Source organism: Pacificispira spongiicola, from assembly GCF_012926505.1.
In the GTDB taxonomy this organism is placed as follows: Bacteria; Pseudomonadota; Alphaproteobacteria; order UBA8366; family Aestuariispiraceae; genus Pacificispira; species Pacificispira spongiicola.
On record NZ_JABBNT010000006.1, the window covers coordinates 78376 to 93160 of the forward strand.

Here is a 14785-nt window from a genome sequence, read left to right on the forward strand (position 1 = left end):
ACGGTACCGGATCGGTCCTTTCGGCTCCGCGCGTTGCAATAGGGGACGGCGTGGCTTAGGAGACCGCACGAAAAATCGAACCAATCCAATGGTCGGGGCTGAATGATAAAAACTGAAAACGTTGTTAAGCGGTTCGGGGGGCTGACCGCTGTAGACGGCGTTAGTCTGGAAATCGCCAAAGGCAGCATTACCGGACTGGTCGGTCCCAACGGGGCCGGGAAAACCACCTTCTTCAACCTGATCGCAGGTCGATTTCCCCCCACTTCCGGCAAGATTTTTCTGGATGGCGAAGACGTCACCGGCCTGACCGCGCATGACCTGTTTTCCAAGGGACTGCTGCGCACCTTTCAGATTGCTCACGAATTCACCCATCTGACGGTGCGGGAGAACCTGATGATGGTGCCGCCGGATCAGGCGGGCGAAACCCTGTGGAACGCCTGGTTCCGTCCCGGACTGGTCAAGCAGCAGGAAGAGGAAATCCGCGCCAAGGCGGACGAGGTTATCGCATTCCTGAATCTGGGCCGCGTTGCCGAGGAACTGGCGGGCAACCTGTCCGGCGGGCAGAAGAAACTGGTCGAACTGGGCCGCACCATGATGGTCGATGCGAAGGTGGTGTTGCTGGACGAAGTGGGCGCGGGCGTGAACCGCAGCCTGCTGCGCGAGATCGGCGACGCGATCCTGCGGCTGAACCAGGAACGGGGTTACACATTCTGCATGATCGAACACGATATGGATTTCATCGCGCGGCTCTGCGATCCCATCATCGTCATGGCGGAAGGGAAGTTCCTGGCCTCCGGCACGGCGGATCAGATCATGGCCGACGATGCGGTGATCGAAGCCTATCTTGGCGCTGGGCGCGATCGGGAGGCCGAGCGAGCCGCCCACGCGGCGCGTGAGGAGGCCGGCGCATGAGTCATCTCGTCGGGAAGGATATGCGCGGCGGATACGGCGGCGCGGACATTTTGAACGGATGCACGATCGAGGTCGACAAGGGCCAGATCGCGGTCGTCGTCGGGCCGAACGGCGCGGGCAAGTCGACCGCGATGAAGGCACTGTTCGGCATGCTGAACCTGCGCGAAGGGGCTGTAACCCTGGGCGGGGAAGATATCACGGCGTTGAGCCCCCAGGACCGCGTCGCCAAGGAAATGGCCTTCGTCCCGCAGACGAACAACGTCTTCGCCGGCATGACGGTCGAGGAAAACCTTGAAATGGGTGCCTATCTGCGACACGACGATTTCACCGGCACGATGGAGGAGATTTTCGATCTTTTCCCCATCCTTGCCGAAAAGCGCAAACAATATGCGGGCGAACTGTCCGGCGGGCAGCGGCAGCAGGTCGCCGTCGGCCGCGCGATGATGATGCAGCCCAGCGTGCTGATGCTGGACGAACCGACGGCGGGTGTGTCGCCCATCGTGATGGACGAATTGTTTGATCGTATGATCGCGATCAAACGGACCGGCATTGCCGTTCTTATCGTTGAACAGAACGCGCGCCAGGCCCTTGAAATCGCCGATATCGGCTATGTCCTCGTTTCCGGCGAGAACCGGTATACCGACAGCGGCGCGGCGCTGCTGGCGGACCCGGAAGTCCGCCGCGCCTTCCTGGGAGGCTGAGCCATGCCGGATTTCGTCGATATTCTGAACGCCCTGGCCCTGATGTCGAATTTCGTCTTCGTGCCCGCGCTGTCCTATGGCGCGCAATTGGCCTTGGGCGCGTTGGGCATCACCCTGGTTTTCGGCATCCTGCGGTTTGCGAATTTCGCCCATGGCGACCAGATGGCCTTCGGCACCATGGTTGTGGTGCTGGTGACCTTCTGGCTGCAAGCGATGGGGGTCAGTATCGATCCGGTCCCCACGGCGTTCCTGGCCCTGCCGATCGGGATTGCCGTCGCCATCCTGATGAGCCTGGGCATCGATCGGACCGTCTATCGATTCTATCGCAAACGCAGGGTCGCACCGGTGATTTATGTCGTGGCTTCCGTCGGGGTCATGTATCTGCTGAACGGGCTGACTCGCTTCGTCATCGGGCCGGACGATCAGCGCTTTGCCGATGGGGCGCGGTTCCTGATCAACGCCCGCGAATTCAAGGAAATGACCGGTCTGGCGGAAGGGATCACGATCAAGGTGTCCCAGGGACTGACGGTGCTGATTTCCATCATCGTCGTGATCGCGCTGTTCTGGTTCCTGCAGAAAACGCGGATGGGCAAGGCGATGCGTGCCTATTCCGACAACGAGGATTTGGCGCTGCTGTCCGGCATCAATCCGGAAAAGGTCGTCGCCGTCACCTGGATCATCGCCGCCACCCTGGCGACCATTGCCGGGACCATGTACGGCCTGGACAAGAGCTTCAAGCCGTTCACCTATTTCCAACTGATCTTGCCGATGTTCGCGGCGGCCATCGTCGGCGGTATAGGGCAGCCCGTCGGAGCCATCGTCGGCGGATTCATCGTCGCCTTTTCGGAGGTCATGCTGACCTACGCCTATAAGAAGGTGGCGCTGTATCTCACCCATGGCGGATGGGAACCGGAAGGGCTGCTGCAAATCCTGTCCACCGAATACAAATTCGCTATTTCCTTCCTCATCCTGGTTGTCGTGCTGCTGGTGCGGCCGACGGGTATCTTCCGTGGGAAAGTGATCACGTGATGTCCCTCAAGAACCGCACGATCCTGTCCTATGCCGCCGTGGCGCTGCTGCTGATTCTGACCGGGTTCCTGCAATCCTGGTCGGTCACGCTGGTGATGATCAATCTGTGCCTGATTTCCGCGATCATGGCGTTGGGCGTGAATATCCAATGGGGATATGCCGGGCTGTTCAGCGCGGGTACCGTCGGGTTCACGGCAGTCGGCGGGCTGGCCGGGGTGCTGATATCCGAAGCACCCATCTATGAAGCCTGGGGCGTCGGCGGGACCGGCCTCGCGATCACTGTCGCCTTGCTGGTCACCCTGGTCGCGACGATTTTCGGTGTCATGACGCTGATGACGCCGGGATGGAAACGGCGCTGGGTCCTGACCGGGACGGTGCTGATCGGGTATTTCCTGATCCGCCTGTTCTTCGATGAAGCGACGGACGCCATCGAAAAGGTCGATCCGGCGAGCGCCGGATTCCTGGGCGGGCTGGGCCTGCCGATCCTGCTGTCCTGGCCGGTCGGTGGTTTGCTGGCGGCGCTGGTCGCCTGGGGTATCGGTAAGGTGTCATTGGGGCTGCGCGCCGACTATCTGGCCATCGCCACCCTGGGCATCGGCGAAATCGTGATCGCCGTCATCAAGAACGAAGATTGGTTGAGCCGCGGCGTGAAGAATGTCGCCGGGCTGGATCGTCCGGTGCCGCGGGAAATCGATCTGCAGGAATCGCCGGAATTCATTTCTTGGGTCGAACGCATCCATTCCGGCGCGCTGGAGGCTCTGACCGGGGACGAACGGGCGCAGGCCCTGCGCGACTTCGTGCAGTACGATTCCGGAATCTTCGTGAAATTGTGCTTCATGGCGCTGTTTGCCGTCGTCCTGCTGATCCTGTTCTGGCTGGCGCAACGGTCGCTGAATTCTCCCTGGGGCCGGATGATGCGTGCCATCCGCGATAACGAGGTCGCGGCGGAAGCCATGGGCAAGAACGTCACCAAACGCCATCTGCAGACCTTCATCCTGGGCGCCGCCGTGGTGGGGATCGCGGGGGCGATGCTGACCACGCTGGACGGACAGTTGACCCCGGGTACGTACAACCCATTGCGCTATACGTTTCTGATTTGGGTGATGGTTATTGTCGGCGGATCCGGCAACAATCATGGATCGGTCATTGGCGCGTTCCTGATCTGGTTCGCCTGGGTGCAGGCGGAACCGGCGGGCGCATGGTTCCTGGATTTGGTGACCTCGCCGCTGGCGGAGGACAACCCGGTCAGGCTGCATCTCCTCGACTCCGCCGCCCATATGCGTCCGTTCTTAATGGGACTTGTGCTGTTGCTCGTGATGCGGTTCAGTCCGAAAGGCATTCTGCCGGAACCGGTGCGCGTCGGGCGTTAGCCCCGTGCCCATCCCGGTATAAAAACGGTGGAATAAACAGGTGCTGGCGGGCTCATGGTGGGACCGCCGAAACAGGGAGTAGAGAGTATGAAAAAGGTGTTGCTTGCTTCCAGCATTCTCGCGCTGAGCGCCGGTCTTTCCGGTGCGGCCCAGGCGGAAGTGAAATTGGGTGTGATCCTGGGCTTCACCGGCCCGATCGAATCCGTGACGCCGGGCATGGCCGATGCTGCCGAACTGGCGATGAAGGAAGTTTCGGACAGCGGTAAGCTGCTGGGCGGTGAGACCGTCGTGTCCGTCCGGGGCGATTCGACCTGCGTCGATTCCGCCGCCGCACAGGCCGCCGCCGAACGCCTCATCACCTCTGAAGGCATCGCCGCGATCATGGGCGCGGATTGCTCCGGCGTGACCGGCGCCATCGCGAACAACGTCGCCGTGCCGAAGGGCATCGTCATGGTTTCCCCGTCGGCGACGTCCCCGGCATTGTCGACCATCGAAGACAACGGCTACTTCTTCCGCACGGCCCCGTCCGATGCGCGTCAGGGGCAGGTTCTGTCCGACATCGCGATGGATCGCGGTATCAAGGAAATCGCCGTTACCTACACGAACAACGACTATGGCAAGGGTCTGGCCGATTCCTTCCAGGCGGCCTACGAAGCCGCCGGCGGCAAGGTGTCGATCGTCGTTCCGCATGAAGACGGCAAGGCCGATTATTCGGCGGAGGTCGGCGCGCTGGCCGCGTCCGGTTCCGAAGTCCTTGCCGTGTTCGGCTATGTCGACCAGGGCGGTCGCGGGATCATTCAAAGCTCCCTCGACACGGGCGCCTTCGGCTCCTTCCTGATTGCGGACGGCATGACCGCCGAATCGCTGCTGGAAAACTTCGGCGACAGCATCGACGGCACCGTCGGCACGCTGCCGGGCACCGATTCTCCGGGTGCGGCGAAGTTCCTGGAAGTCGCCAAATCCATGGGTGTCGACGGCGACGGTCCGTTCCGCGCCGAAAGCTACGACGCTGCCGCGCTGATCCTGCTGGCCATGCAGGCCGCCGGGTCCACCGACAGCGCCGCGCTGAAGGACAAGATGCTGGACGTCGCCAATGCGCCGGGTGAACCGATTTATCCGGGTGAACTGGCCAAGGCGCTGGAAATCATCGCCAGCGGCGGCGACGTTGACTATGTCGGCGCGACGGCTGTCGAACTGATCGGACCGGGCGAAGCAGCCGGTTCCTACAAGGAACTGCTGGTCGAAGGCGGCAAGTACACGACCGTTCAGATCCGCTAAGACCGACGGGGGTTCCCTCCGTTTAGGGGGGCCGTATTGAATTGGGGGAAGGCCCGGATATCGTATCCGGGCCTTTTTCTTATGTCATGGTAATGACTTGCAGGCTACGGACCGAATCTACATATTGCGGTCGGGGAGGGTAAATAGATGGTGGTACGGAATGCCTGCTTCTTGGACTCTCGACGATATTGATTGGAACGCTTTCGACCCGGATCGGGTCGACCCGCGCCTTGTGCGCATCGCGAAGGCCGCCGCGCTGGTGGAATTTAATGGGTCCACCTACACGAAATATCTGCACAACGTCTTCGCGGGCGATCCCGATTTTCAGGAAAAGGCCACGCAATGGGGCGTGGAGGAAGTGCGCCATGGCGAGGCCCTAGCCAAATGGGCGCATATGGCGGATTCCAGTTTCGATTTCCAACATGCCTTCAAACGCTTCACGGATGGCTATGCCGTCCCGGTCGACGTCGAAGCCTCCGTGCGCGGTAGCTGCGCGGGGGAATTGATCGCCCGTTGCATCGTGGAAACCGGTACGTCCACTTTCTACACGGCCCTGTCCAAGGCCTGCGACGAACCTGTCCTGAAGCAGATCAGCCGTAATATCGCCGCCGATGAGTTCCGGCACTATCGCCTTTTCTACGACACGATGCGGCCTTATCTGGAAAAGGAAAATGTCGGCCGTCTGGCGCGCCTGAAGGTCGGCGTGGGCCGGTTTACCGAAGTGGCGGACGACGAATTGTCCTATGCCTTCTATGCCGCGAATGTCGACGAAAGCGTGCCCTATGACCGTAAGGCCTGCGCGGACGCCTATTTCGCCCAGGTCTATCCCTATATGGACCGGGAAATCCTGCGACGCGGCAGTTCGATGATCCTCAAGGCCGTCGGTGTGAAACCGAATGGCTGGATCAACCGCGTGGTGACGAACGGCGTCTATTGGTTCGTCGACAAACGCGCCCGCGCGACGCAGCAGCAGGAAGCGGCCTAATCAAACCCCCTTCCCGTTTCCGGGAAGGGGGTTCCTATCCGATCAGACCTGCTGCCGGGCCAGTTCATCCCGAGGATCGTCCTTGTAGATTTCCGCCTCGAAGGCGCGCAGGCGCTTATAGACGGAGATCAACTCAACGATCGTCCCCCAGCTTCGCACCAGAAATTGGAACGAGCTTTCGACCCGCCCGAAGGCCCGGACGATCTGCTGCATGACGCCCAGCGTCAGCGCCCCCGCGACGATGGTCGGGGCCAACGCGATATAGGGGACGAGAACCCCGAATTGCAGGTAGGACCATTTCGCAACGTCGAAATACATGTAGTGGAAAAACAGCCGGAAATAGTTCTTCCGAACGTGATGGAACAATTCCTGAACCGTCGGTGGGTCGGCGCGGGCCGCGTCGTCTTCGCCATAGACCAGTTCCTTGCGATAGGAGGCTTCGACCTTCTGGTTATTGAATTCCAGACCCGGCAACTTGATGCCGACCGCCGCCAGAACCGCCGTTCCGAACAGGGCGAAGATGACGGCGACATAGACCAGGGCATGTTCGACCTCGCCTATGCCGGGCAATTCCTTGATCGGCTTCGACAATTCCCAGAGGATCGGCAGGAAAGCGATCAGCGTCATTAGGGAGTCGAGCAGACTGCTGCCCAAGCTCTCCATGATGGTGGCGAATCGCCGCGTGTCTTCCTGAACGCGCTGACTGGCGCCTTCGATATGGCGCAGCTTCTGCCAGTTTTCCATGTAGAAGTTGTTCATCGCCTGACGCCAGCGGAAGACCCAGTGCTTCGTGAAGAAGCTCAACAAAACGGCGATGACGATATATATCCCGGCAATCCGCGCGAAGGTGAACAGGAACCCGTAGAATTCGTCGAGGCTGATCGACCCGGGTTCTCCCAAGGCTTTCTGCACCATGTCGTAGAAGCCGCCGAACCATTCGTTGATCTGAACGTCGACTTCGACCTGATACCAGGTGCCGCCGACAATGACGGCCATGCCGAGCCAGGACCAAACCGCCCAGGCCCGGTTAAGGAAAAAGGATCGAAACATAGGGATTGCGCTTTCTTCGGAATGAATTGGGAAGCTGGGTGGGAGTTTGGCGGAAAACCCACCGAATTCAAGGTATCAGAAGAAGGCGATTGCGTGGCGGCGTTCACAATCCGGCGACGGGCGTCGCGATCAGGTGGTCGCGTTGATCCGCAAATCCATTTTCAACTGCGACACCTTGCGGATGAACCAGGATTTGAAGCCCTGGGCGATAGGGTTGTTTCGGCTGTGAAAGGGTGTGATGACCCGGATCGGCGCGGGCGCCGGGACGAATAGCGGCAGGGGGCAGATCAGCGACCCGTCCCGCAGGTCTCGGTCCACCATGATCTCGTCCCCGATGGCGATGCCGCAGCCGTTCCGCGCCGCCTGATGCGCGACGAATGTATTGCCCAGAAACATGTTGGCCTTGGGCTGCAACCGCCCCTGATCCAGGTTCGACAGGAAATGCCGCCAGTCCGCCTGATCGTAATCGCCGTGCAGCAGGACATGATCGGACAGGTCGCGCAGGGACCGGGGCGGGGGCGATCCGTGCATCAGTTTAGGACTGCAGATCATGAAATAATTCGTATGGATATGGGTAACGTCCAAATCGCCTGCCATTCGAATATCCCGCCAGGAAATGATCAGATCGACGCTGTCGTCGATTTGGTCGATTGGGACCCAGGTGAATTCGTCCAGGTGATGCGCCTGAATGAATTCCGCCGCGTATTCGGGAATGGAGGCGCTGGCGATGGCGGTGGATGTGGCGACTTTCAGGCCGTGGCCCTTACCGCGCCGCTGAAAATCTTCGATCACCGATTGCCATTCGTCCAGAGACCCGGACAGGGTGTCCAGCAGGCGCTTGCCTTCCGCTGTCAGGGACAGGCGCTTTCCTTTCTCAAGGAACAGCGGCACCGCCATCCGGGATTCCAGATTGCGGATTTGGTGGCTGACCGCGCTGTGCGTGACGCCCAATTCCTCCGCCGCCAGGGTCAGACTGCCGTTCCGGCCGACGGCTTCGAAGGTTGCGAGACTGGTCAGGGGCGGCATTCGTCGGCGCATGCTGATATTCCTGCAAATTTTATTTGTGGAAATCTGGAATATTACGCGCTTTACCGCAAATCCCGTTTGGATATCGTTTTCCGGAAATCACCGCATTCTTGAAGAAGGAAACCGTAATGCCGCGTCCGACGCCTGTCGCCGATTGGGAACAGCCTTTTCCGCCGGAAGAATACGCAGATCGCCGCCGCCGAGTCGCGGCACGCCTATCGACGGAAGGGTATGACGCAATCCTGGTAACCAAGCCCGCCGATATCTTCTATCTGACCGGTTATGACATGGTTTGGTTTCATCTGCGGTTCCTGACCAGTTGCATCCTGACGGCGGATGGCGGCGACGTCGCCTTTTTCGATTATCCGGGGCATCGCACATTGGTGGAGACGACGCCGGAAATCCGCAACATCACCTGGATGACCCGCGAAAGCGTGCAGGCTGACGGCGGGTTGATCCGGGACGGCGCGTTGAAGGCCGGATTGAAGGGCAAGAAACTGGCCGTTCAGCCATGGAGTTATGTGCCGCATGGCGACGTGATGGCGGAACTGGTCGGTATCCTGAACGATGCCGGGATCGATACGGGCGACGGATCGCTGATCGTGGAACAGGAACGCCTGTACAAATCGCCGTTGGAAGTGGCCGTCATGCGGCGGTCCGCGGAAATCGCCGATATCGGCATGACGGCGGCGCGCGATATCCTGGCGCCGGGCGTCATGGAAACCGAAATCCACGCGGCCCTGTCCTATGCCATGTTGAAGGCCGGGGCATCCGAACCGGCCTTGCGCACGATGATCGGGTCGGGCGTGCGGGCAGGGACCCATCACAGCCCCGCCCAGCATCGCCGCGTTGGGCAGGACGAGTTGGTATTCATCGATTTCTGTGCGTCGCTGCATCGCTATCACGTCAACCTGAACCGGACCTTCGCGGTTGGGACGGTCGATCCGCGCTGGCACGATCTGATGGCTCGGTCGGCGACGACGATCGATGCCATCGTGGCGGAGGTGAAGCCGGGCGACATGTGGTCGAAGGTCCAGGACGTCGGTAACCGCAACACCGCCGCCCAAGGGATTACAGAGGGCATCTGGTTCGTCGGCGGCTATACTCAGGGGATCGCCATGCCGCCCGACTGGGTCGGCGAATTCTGGGTCGGCCCACGCCACGGCATTCCCGACCTGGAACTGGTGCCGGGCATGGTCTTCAACATGGAAGGGCAGTTCGACGACACCGAAGGCTGGGCCGGCGGGACGGGCGTCGCCTATATCGACACTCTGATCGTCACGGAAACGGGGCTTGAGGTTATGTCCCGCCTGCCGCGTACGTTGGAGACCGTGTGATGGAAAATCTGGCGGTCTTCTTTGACGAGGATGTCCTGTCGACCAGCCCGCCGATGGGACTGTTCGAACGCGCGCCGTCGCCCCTGCTGGCGAACCAGACTCTCTTCACCGAAAGTCCGCAGCGGATCGAAAACATTAAATCGGTGCTGGAACGGGGACCGTCGGCGGATCGGTTCGCCTGGTATCCGGGACGCAAGGCGACCGATGCGGAGATTCTGACCTATCACACACAGGCCTATTTGGACCGCCTGATCGAATGGGACGCGGACGGTGTTTGGGCCAGCGGCACGACCTATTTCCCGAAGGGCGGCATGGTCACAATGCGCGCCGCCGCCGGGACGGTTCTGGAAGGCTTGGATGCCGTTCTGTCAGGGAAAGCGAGCAAAGCCTATGCCTTGGTTCGACCGCCGTCGCATCATGCGGACCGGGATGTGGCCGACGGTTATTGTTTCCTGAACTGCGTCGGGATCGCGGTAGAGCACGCAAGGGCGGCAGGCTGTGCGCGGGTCGGCGTTTTGGATTGGGACGTCCATCACGGCAATGGGACGCAATCCGGCTTCTATGACCGGGACGATGTTCTGACGATTTCCCTGCATATGAACCACGGCGCCTGGGGGCCGACCCATCCGCAAACGGGGGAGGTCGATGAAACCGGCACCGGCGCAGGGCAGGGGTACAACGTCAACCTGCCCCTGCCGATGGGCAGCGGCGACGAAACCTATCTTGCCGTCATGCGCGATTGTGTCCTGCCGAAACTGCGGGACTTTCAGCCGGATTTGATCATCGTGTCGAACGGTCACGATGCGGGGCAGTTCGACCCGAACGGGCGTCAACTGATCAGCATGGCCGGGTTCCATGGCCTTGCCTCCCTGGCGGCGCAGGCGGCGGGGGAACTGTGCGACGGCAAGCTGCTGGCGGTGCAGGAAGGCGGCTACAATATCGGCCATGTCGGATTTTGCGCCTATGCCTCAGCCCTTGGATTTATCGGGGTAGATTTGGACCTGGGCGATCCGCTGTCCTACTATCCGCCGGACGGGCAACGGGCGCTGGATACGGTGGCCGACCTGATCGGGCGGCATCCCCTATTCGGCGGCTGATGCGATCGAAAGGCGGTCCCACCATGCCAGGATGGCGTCGCAATCCATGGGCAATTCCGTGCCCATGCCACCGTGGAAGGATTGCCAGCTTTCGACGTAATCCTCCCGCACCGCGACAAGCAGCGGGATGTGGTTCAGCGCGGCTTTTTCGAACACATCGCGCAAGCCGCGTTCTTCGGATTCCGCGCGCCCGAAGCGGTTGACGAGCAAGAGGTCCGGCGACGGGTCGAACAGCGTGTCCAGTCGGACCGATAGGTCGGCAATGGCGTGCGGGTCCAGGCGGCATCCGGTCGCCGCGTCGCCCCTGGGTTCCAGGATCGGCAGGGACCAGGTATCGCGCAGGTCGCGCACGATCAGCGTCTGCCGTCCGGTTTCCGGATCGTGGACACGGTCCTGACGCACGCCATCGACCCGGACACCGCGATCCGTCAACGCGATGCGGGCGGCCTCAATCGCTGCGTCCACCGGCTGCTTGGTCCGGAAGACGACCCCGGCGAGAATGGGCGTGTCGATAGTGTGGTTCGTCATGCCCCCTAATTAGGCGTCCCTGCGGTCACGGGCAAGTTTCAGCGGCGTCACAGGGTAATGCTGGGATTCCGGATATTCTCGTCGCAGTTCAGTAGATTGACCTGTTTCGCCAGGATTTTCATGGTGCCGTCCTGATGGGTGTACAGGCGATGGACGGCATTGCCGATCCAGAAACGCATCTCCCCGTTCCAGAACTCGGTGGTGTGGAAGTTCGAACGGACCATGAAGATGCCGGGCGTTCGGGTGCTGAAGACCTCGATATTCGATACCATACGGCTGGTCCGGCTGGCGGGCGTCTGCGACCAGGCGAAACCGGTTTCCAGGCGGTAGACCCGGTCTTCCAATTGCCGGCGATCATGAAAGGCAAAGGCGATCTCCCGGCGCGGGTCGCCGCGATGCCATGTACCGGGAATCCAATAGGCACATTCGGCGGCGAAGAGGGACAGCCAGTCCTGATAGCGTCCCTGGTCCAGATAGCGGGCCTCTCGCTTCAGCATTGCGCTGGCGCGGACGTGGTTCGGCCCTTCGTCGATGCGCAGGGCGTCGTCGTCCCAACTGTCGAAATCGCGCATCAAGCCTTCGTAAAAGGCATCCGTGACGTAGTAGGAGGAGGTGGACGGGTCGGTGTTCTGATTGGTCATCGCTTATGCCTCCCCCCGTGAGATCGTCAAAGTCGGGTCGGCCTTCATCAGCGATTTGTAGTGCTTCATATATTCGCGCATGAACACCTCGTCCGTGGCGGGGCCTGAAATGACGCCGTCTTCCACGGTGAATCGGTCGGGCAAGCCCAAGCCACGATCCATATAGACCCAGGGGTCTTCTTCCGCCGCCAGACCGGCCTGGATTTCCTCGAAATTGGTCAGGTCGTCGACCTCCCCGAACAGGGGGAACTGTTCCTGCGTGCGCATGCGCAAGGCGTTGATCATCCTATCCGCGCCATCCAGGGATCCGTCCTCGTCGACAACGGCGGTACCGTACCATGTCGTGGCGGTTTCATCATGGGATAGCGGTTCCAGAACCTGGATATGATTGCCCAGAATCAGCAAGTTCGGGAAGACGTTGATATTCATAGGAATACCCGCCGCGAGGTCCAGATAACCATCCGCCTTGTCGCCGTAGCGCTGTCGGATTTCGGCCTCGTACCCTTCCATGCCGGGGTGTTTGCCCTCGACTTCCCATACCGCGCCGGGCCGGTCGGGCAGGGCGGGGCGCTTGTCCTTGAAATGATGGCCATTGCCGAAATAGTGGACCCGCACCGGCCCGTCGTCCGGGCGCTGCTTGTAGAAGGACATGCCCTTCGGGTCGTCGTCGCCGAACCGGTTTTCCATCATCAGCAGCGAGCGATGCGAAAACACGACGTGATAGCCGTCGGCGCTGTTGTCGTAGGCGAGTTTCCAATTGCCCTTGAACCGCATCCGGTTCGCTTCGCACAGGACGACCTTGCCGCCGGGATTGCGGTCCAACCAATCGTCGATCGGTTTCCGGACCGGCCCCAGATGCTCTTCAAGGCTGGGCGCGTCGGGGTTCAGCGTGCCGAAGATAAACCCCCGATAGACGGCGACACGGGGCACCTGGGCAAGATTGAACCGATCTTCCGCCTTGTGGTCATGGGCATATCCGTCGTTCCACGGCACGCCCAGAAGCGCGCCTGAATTGTTGAAGGACCAGCCGTGATAGGGGCAACTGAAATTTCGGGCCTTCCCCTGTTTTGCGCGACAGATCGTGGCACCCCGGTGGGTGCATCGATTGTACAGTGCGCGGATCGTCCCCTTGGAATCGCGCACGACGATGATGGGGCGCAGACCCAATTTGGTGCGGAAAAAGCTGTTTCTGTCCGGTACCTGGCTTTCATGGGCCAGATAGACCCAGGTTCCGCCGAACACGCGGGTCAATTCGCGGTCGAATATCGCCGGGTCGGTATACAGGGATCGGTGTACCTTGTTCTCGTGGATCAGGGTGTCGAAATCGAGTTCCATCATGGCGTCGAGTCCTTAAAACGCGTCGAAATATTCGTTGGTTTCCCAGTCGGTGACACCGGCATCCGGGTCCGTGCCGGTTTCCGACAGGAATGCCTGATAGCGGGAGATTTCCGCGCGCTTCATGCGGAGGAAATAGGTCAGGTAGGTGTCGCCGAAGGCATCCCGGAAAAAGTCTGACCCTTCCAGTAGGTCCAATGCGTCCGACAGGCTCGTCGGCAGCATCTCGCGGTCGGACTGGTAGGGTTCGTCATCGGGCGGGAAGGGTTGAAGGGCGCGCGCGATCCCATCCAAACCGGCAGCGATCTGAGCCGCCATGGCTAGATACGGGTTCGCCGCCGGTTCGCCCACGCGGTTTTCGATGCGGGTCGCGGTGCTGCCCGCGCCGCCCAGAACCCGCAGCATCACGCCTCGATGTTCGACATTCCAGGCGACCCGGTCCGGTGCCAGTGAATTCGCCCTGAACCGCCGATATCCGTTCACCGTGGGGGCGGAAAACGCGATTCCGTTGCGGGCGTGTGCCAATTGTCCGGCCAGGAAGGACATGCCCGTCGGGGACAGCGCGGCGTCACCGTCGGGCGTGAACAGGTTCCGGCCGGTTTCCGCATCGGTCAGCGACAAATGCAAATGCCATCCGCTGGGGAATAGGCCCGGACCGTCGGGGAAGGTCATGAAGCTCGCCAAATAACCTTCTCGGCGGGCGATTTGGCGCGTGGCGCTGCGGAAGATCAGGAAATCCGCTGCTGCGTTCCAGGCCGGTTTGGGGTCGAAGGTGCATTCCAACTGGCCCGCGCCCAATTCGTTATCGAAGGACCGTAACCCCAAGTCCAACGCCGAATAGTGATCGGCAAGCGTGGAGATCAACGGTTGGACGCGATCCAGATAGGTTTCGGAATCATAGGAAAATCCGGGTTCCACCGGGGCCGTTGCCGGCGGCGCGCCGCGCCGTCCCGGCTGGTTGACGGCGTCGTCTCCGTCGCCGTTCATGCGCCGCATCAGGGTCCATTCGACCTCCAACCCGATGACGGGGGCGACGCCCCGATCAGCCGCCGACGTCAATACCCGTCGCAACAGGTGCCGGGGTGAGAAAAAGAAGGGCCGACCATCCCGGAAATAGTCGTCGCACAAGATCATCGCCACGCCGGGTGCCCAGGGCAGGGGACGGAAGGTTTCCGGGTCGGGCACCAGGATCAGGTTGGGGGATCCGGTCATTTCCGGCAATCCCATGCCGCCGCCCTTGGTGAAGGTCTGAAAGACGCGACCGCCGGCGGCGTCGAGGCTCCAACTGCCCGCGCCGATGCTGTAACCGTCCGCAAGGGCGGCCCGGAAGGCGGAGGGCGTGACGGTGCGCGCACGGGTCCAGCCATGGGTATCGCACCAGACAAGACGGATCAGCCGGATATCGGCATCCCGGATCCGGGCGAGCGCCAATTCCGCCGCTGCTTGCTGCGCGTCGCTCCATAAGCCATGACGCGCGATGAAACCGTCCTGCATGA

General features: G+C 61.2%; 14 protein-coding genes. 8 read left to right on the forward strand and 6 right to left on the reverse strand.

What is annotated here, in order from left to right; genetic code table 11:
• The first annotated feature begins 102 nt into the window (after positions 1 to 102).
• From HH303_RS18700 to HH303_RS18725, 6 genes are all read left to right on the forward strand, one after another.
• A complete protein-coding gene (locus tag HH303_RS18700; RefSeq protein ID WP_169626924.1) occupies positions 103 to 912 on the forward strand; it encodes an ABC transporter ATP-binding protein in 810 nt (269 codons plus the stop codon).
• Positions 909 to 1613, forward strand: coding sequence for an ABC transporter ATP-binding protein (locus tag HH303_RS18705; RefSeq protein WP_169626925.1), 705 nt, complete (start codon positions 909 to 911; stop codon positions 1611 to 1613). The genes HH303_RS18700 and HH303_RS18705 overlap by 4 nt, the downstream gene beginning before the upstream one ends.
• 3 nt (positions 1614 to 1616) lie before the next feature.
• Complete coding sequence (locus HH303_RS18710; RefSeq protein WP_169626926.1) at positions 1617 to 2642, forward strand: branched-chain amino acid ABC transporter permease; 1026 nt, start codon at positions 1617 to 1619, stop codon at positions 2640 to 2642.
• Positions 2642 to 4012, forward strand: a complete 1371-nt coding sequence (locus HH303_RS18715) for a branched-chain amino acid ABC transporter permease (protein ID WP_169626927.1) — start codon at positions 2642 to 2644, stop codon at positions 4010 to 4012. Before HH303_RS18710 ends, HH303_RS18715 begins: the two co-directional genes overlap by 1 nt.
• An 87-nt stretch (positions 4013 to 4099) precedes the next feature.
• Entirely contained in the window at positions 4100 to 5290 is a 1191-nt protein-coding gene (locus HH303_RS18720) for an ABC transporter substrate-binding protein (protein WP_169626928.1), read from the forward strand.
• A 160-nt stretch (positions 5291 to 5450) separates the two neighbouring features.
• Complete coding sequence (locus HH303_RS18725; protein ID WP_169626929.1) at positions 5451 to 6275, forward strand: acyl-ACP desaturase; 825 nt, start codon at positions 5451 to 5453, stop codon at positions 6273 to 6275.
• A gap of 42 nt (positions 6276 to 6317) precedes the next feature.
• On the opposite strand, the gene sbmA is transcribed toward HH303_RS18725, so the two are convergent.
• Together sbmA and HH303_RS18735 are read right to left on the reverse strand one after the other, a co-directional pair.
• On the reverse strand, positions 6318 to 7325 hold the full coding sequence (gene sbmA / locus HH303_RS18730; protein ID WP_169626930.1) for a peptide antibiotic transporter SbmA: 1008 nt from the start codon (positions 7323 to 7325) through the stop codon (positions 6318 to 6320).
• Positions 7326 to 7454: 129 nt separating this feature from the next.
• Positions 7455 to 8363 (reverse strand): LysR family transcriptional regulator, encoded by a 909-nt coding sequence (locus tag HH303_RS18735; RefSeq protein ID WP_169626931.1) that lies wholly within the window; start codon positions 8361 to 8363, stop codon positions 7455 to 7457.
• A gap of 116 nt (positions 8364 to 8479) precedes the next feature.
• Between HH303_RS18735 and HH303_RS18740 the strand changes: the two genes are divergently transcribed.
• Positions 8480 to 9688, forward strand: a complete 1209-nt coding sequence (locus tag HH303_RS18740) for a M24 family metallopeptidase (protein WP_169626932.1) — start codon at positions 8480 to 8482, stop codon at positions 9686 to 9688.
• Positions 9688 to 10785 carry an arginase family protein gene (locus HH303_RS18745; RefSeq protein WP_169626933.1) on the forward strand — a complete coding sequence of 366 codons (1098 nt, stop codon included), beginning with the start codon at positions 9688 to 9690 and terminating at the stop codon, positions 10783 to 10785. Before HH303_RS18740 ends, HH303_RS18745 begins: the two co-directional genes overlap by 1 nt.
• On the opposite strand, the gene HH303_RS18750 is transcribed toward HH303_RS18745, so the two are convergent.
• From HH303_RS18750 to HH303_RS18765, 4 genes are read right to left on the reverse strand one after another with little or no spacing between them, the layout of a single operon-like run.
• A complete protein-coding gene (locus HH303_RS18750) occupies positions 10771 to 11313 on the reverse strand; it encodes a DUF2478 domain-containing protein (protein WP_169626934.1) in 543 nt (180 codons plus the stop codon). The two genes, HH303_RS18745 and HH303_RS18750, sit on opposite strands and share 15 nt — an antisense overlap.
• Positions 11314 to 11360: 47 nt before the next feature.
• Complete coding sequence (locus HH303_RS18755) at positions 11361 to 11954, reverse strand: aromatic-ring-hydroxylating dioxygenase subunit beta (protein WP_169626935.1); 594 nt, start codon at positions 11952 to 11954, stop codon at positions 11361 to 11363.
• Between the two features lie 3 nt (positions 11955 to 11957).
• The gene (locus HH303_RS18760) at positions 11958 to 13292 is read right to left on the reverse strand and encodes an aromatic ring-hydroxylating oxygenase subunit alpha (protein WP_169626936.1); all 1335 of its coding nucleotides are present in this window, start codon (positions 13290 to 13292) and stop codon (positions 11958 to 11960) included.
• A 12-nt stretch (positions 13293 to 13304) separates the two neighbouring features.
• Entirely contained in the window at positions 13305 to 14783 is a 1479-nt protein-coding gene (locus HH303_RS18765; RefSeq protein ID WP_169626937.1) for a glutamine synthetase family protein, read from the reverse strand.
• Positions 14784 to 14785: the final 2 nt, after the last annotated feature.

Bases quoted from the DNA above. Each gene is read 5' to 3' on its own strand.
- HH303_RS18735 (WP_169626931.1), bottom strand. From the start codon at position 8,363: ATGCGCCGACGAATGCCGCCCCTGACCAGTCTCGCAACCTTCGAAGCC.
- sbmA (WP_169626930.1), bottom strand. From the start codon at position 7,325: ATGTTTCGATCCTTTTTCCTTAACCGGGCCTGGGCGGTTTGGTCCTGG.
- HH303_RS18705 (WP_169626925.1), top strand. From the start codon at position 909: ATGAGTCATCTCGTCGGGAAGGATATGCGCGGCGGATACGGCGGCGCG.
- HH303_RS18765 (WP_169626937.1), bottom strand. From the start codon at position 14,783: ATGCAGGACGGTTTCATCGCGCGTCATGGCTTATGGAGCGACGCGCAG.
- HH303_RS18700 (WP_169626924.1), top strand. From the start codon at position 103: ATGATAAAAACTGAAAACGTTGTTAAGCGGTTCGGGGGGCTGACCGCT.
- HH303_RS18755 (WP_169626935.1), bottom strand. From the start codon at position 11,954: ATGACCAATCAGAACACCGACCCGTCCACCTCCTCCTACTACGTCACG.
- HH303_RS18750 (WP_169626934.1), bottom strand. From the start codon at position 11,313: ATGACGAACCACACTATCGACACGCCCATTCTCGCCGGGGTCGTCTTC.
- HH303_RS18715 (WP_169626927.1), top strand. From the start codon at position 2,642: ATGTCCCTCAAGAACCGCACGATCCTGTCCTATGCCGCCGTGGCGCTG.
- HH303_RS18725 (WP_169626929.1), top strand. From the start codon at position 5,451: ATGCCTGCTTCTTGGACTCTCGACGATATTGATTGGAACGCTTTCGAC.
- HH303_RS18760 (WP_169626936.1), bottom strand. From the start codon at position 13,292: ATGATGGAACTCGATTTCGACACCCTGATCCACGAGAACAAGGTACAC.
- HH303_RS18710 (WP_169626926.1), top strand. From the start codon at position 1,617: ATGCCGGATTTCGTCGATATTCTGAACGCCCTGGCCCTGATGTCGAAT.
- HH303_RS18740 (WP_169626932.1), top strand. From the start codon at position 8,480: ATGCCGCGTCCGACGCCTGTCGCCGATTGGGAACAGCCTTTTCCGCCG.
- HH303_RS18720 (WP_169626928.1), top strand. From the start codon at position 4,100: ATGAAAAAGGTGTTGCTTGCTTCCAGCATTCTCGCGCTGAGCGCCGGT.
- HH303_RS18745 (WP_169626933.1), top strand. From the start codon at position 9,688: ATGGAAAATCTGGCGGTCTTCTTTGACGAGGATGTCCTGTCGACCAGC.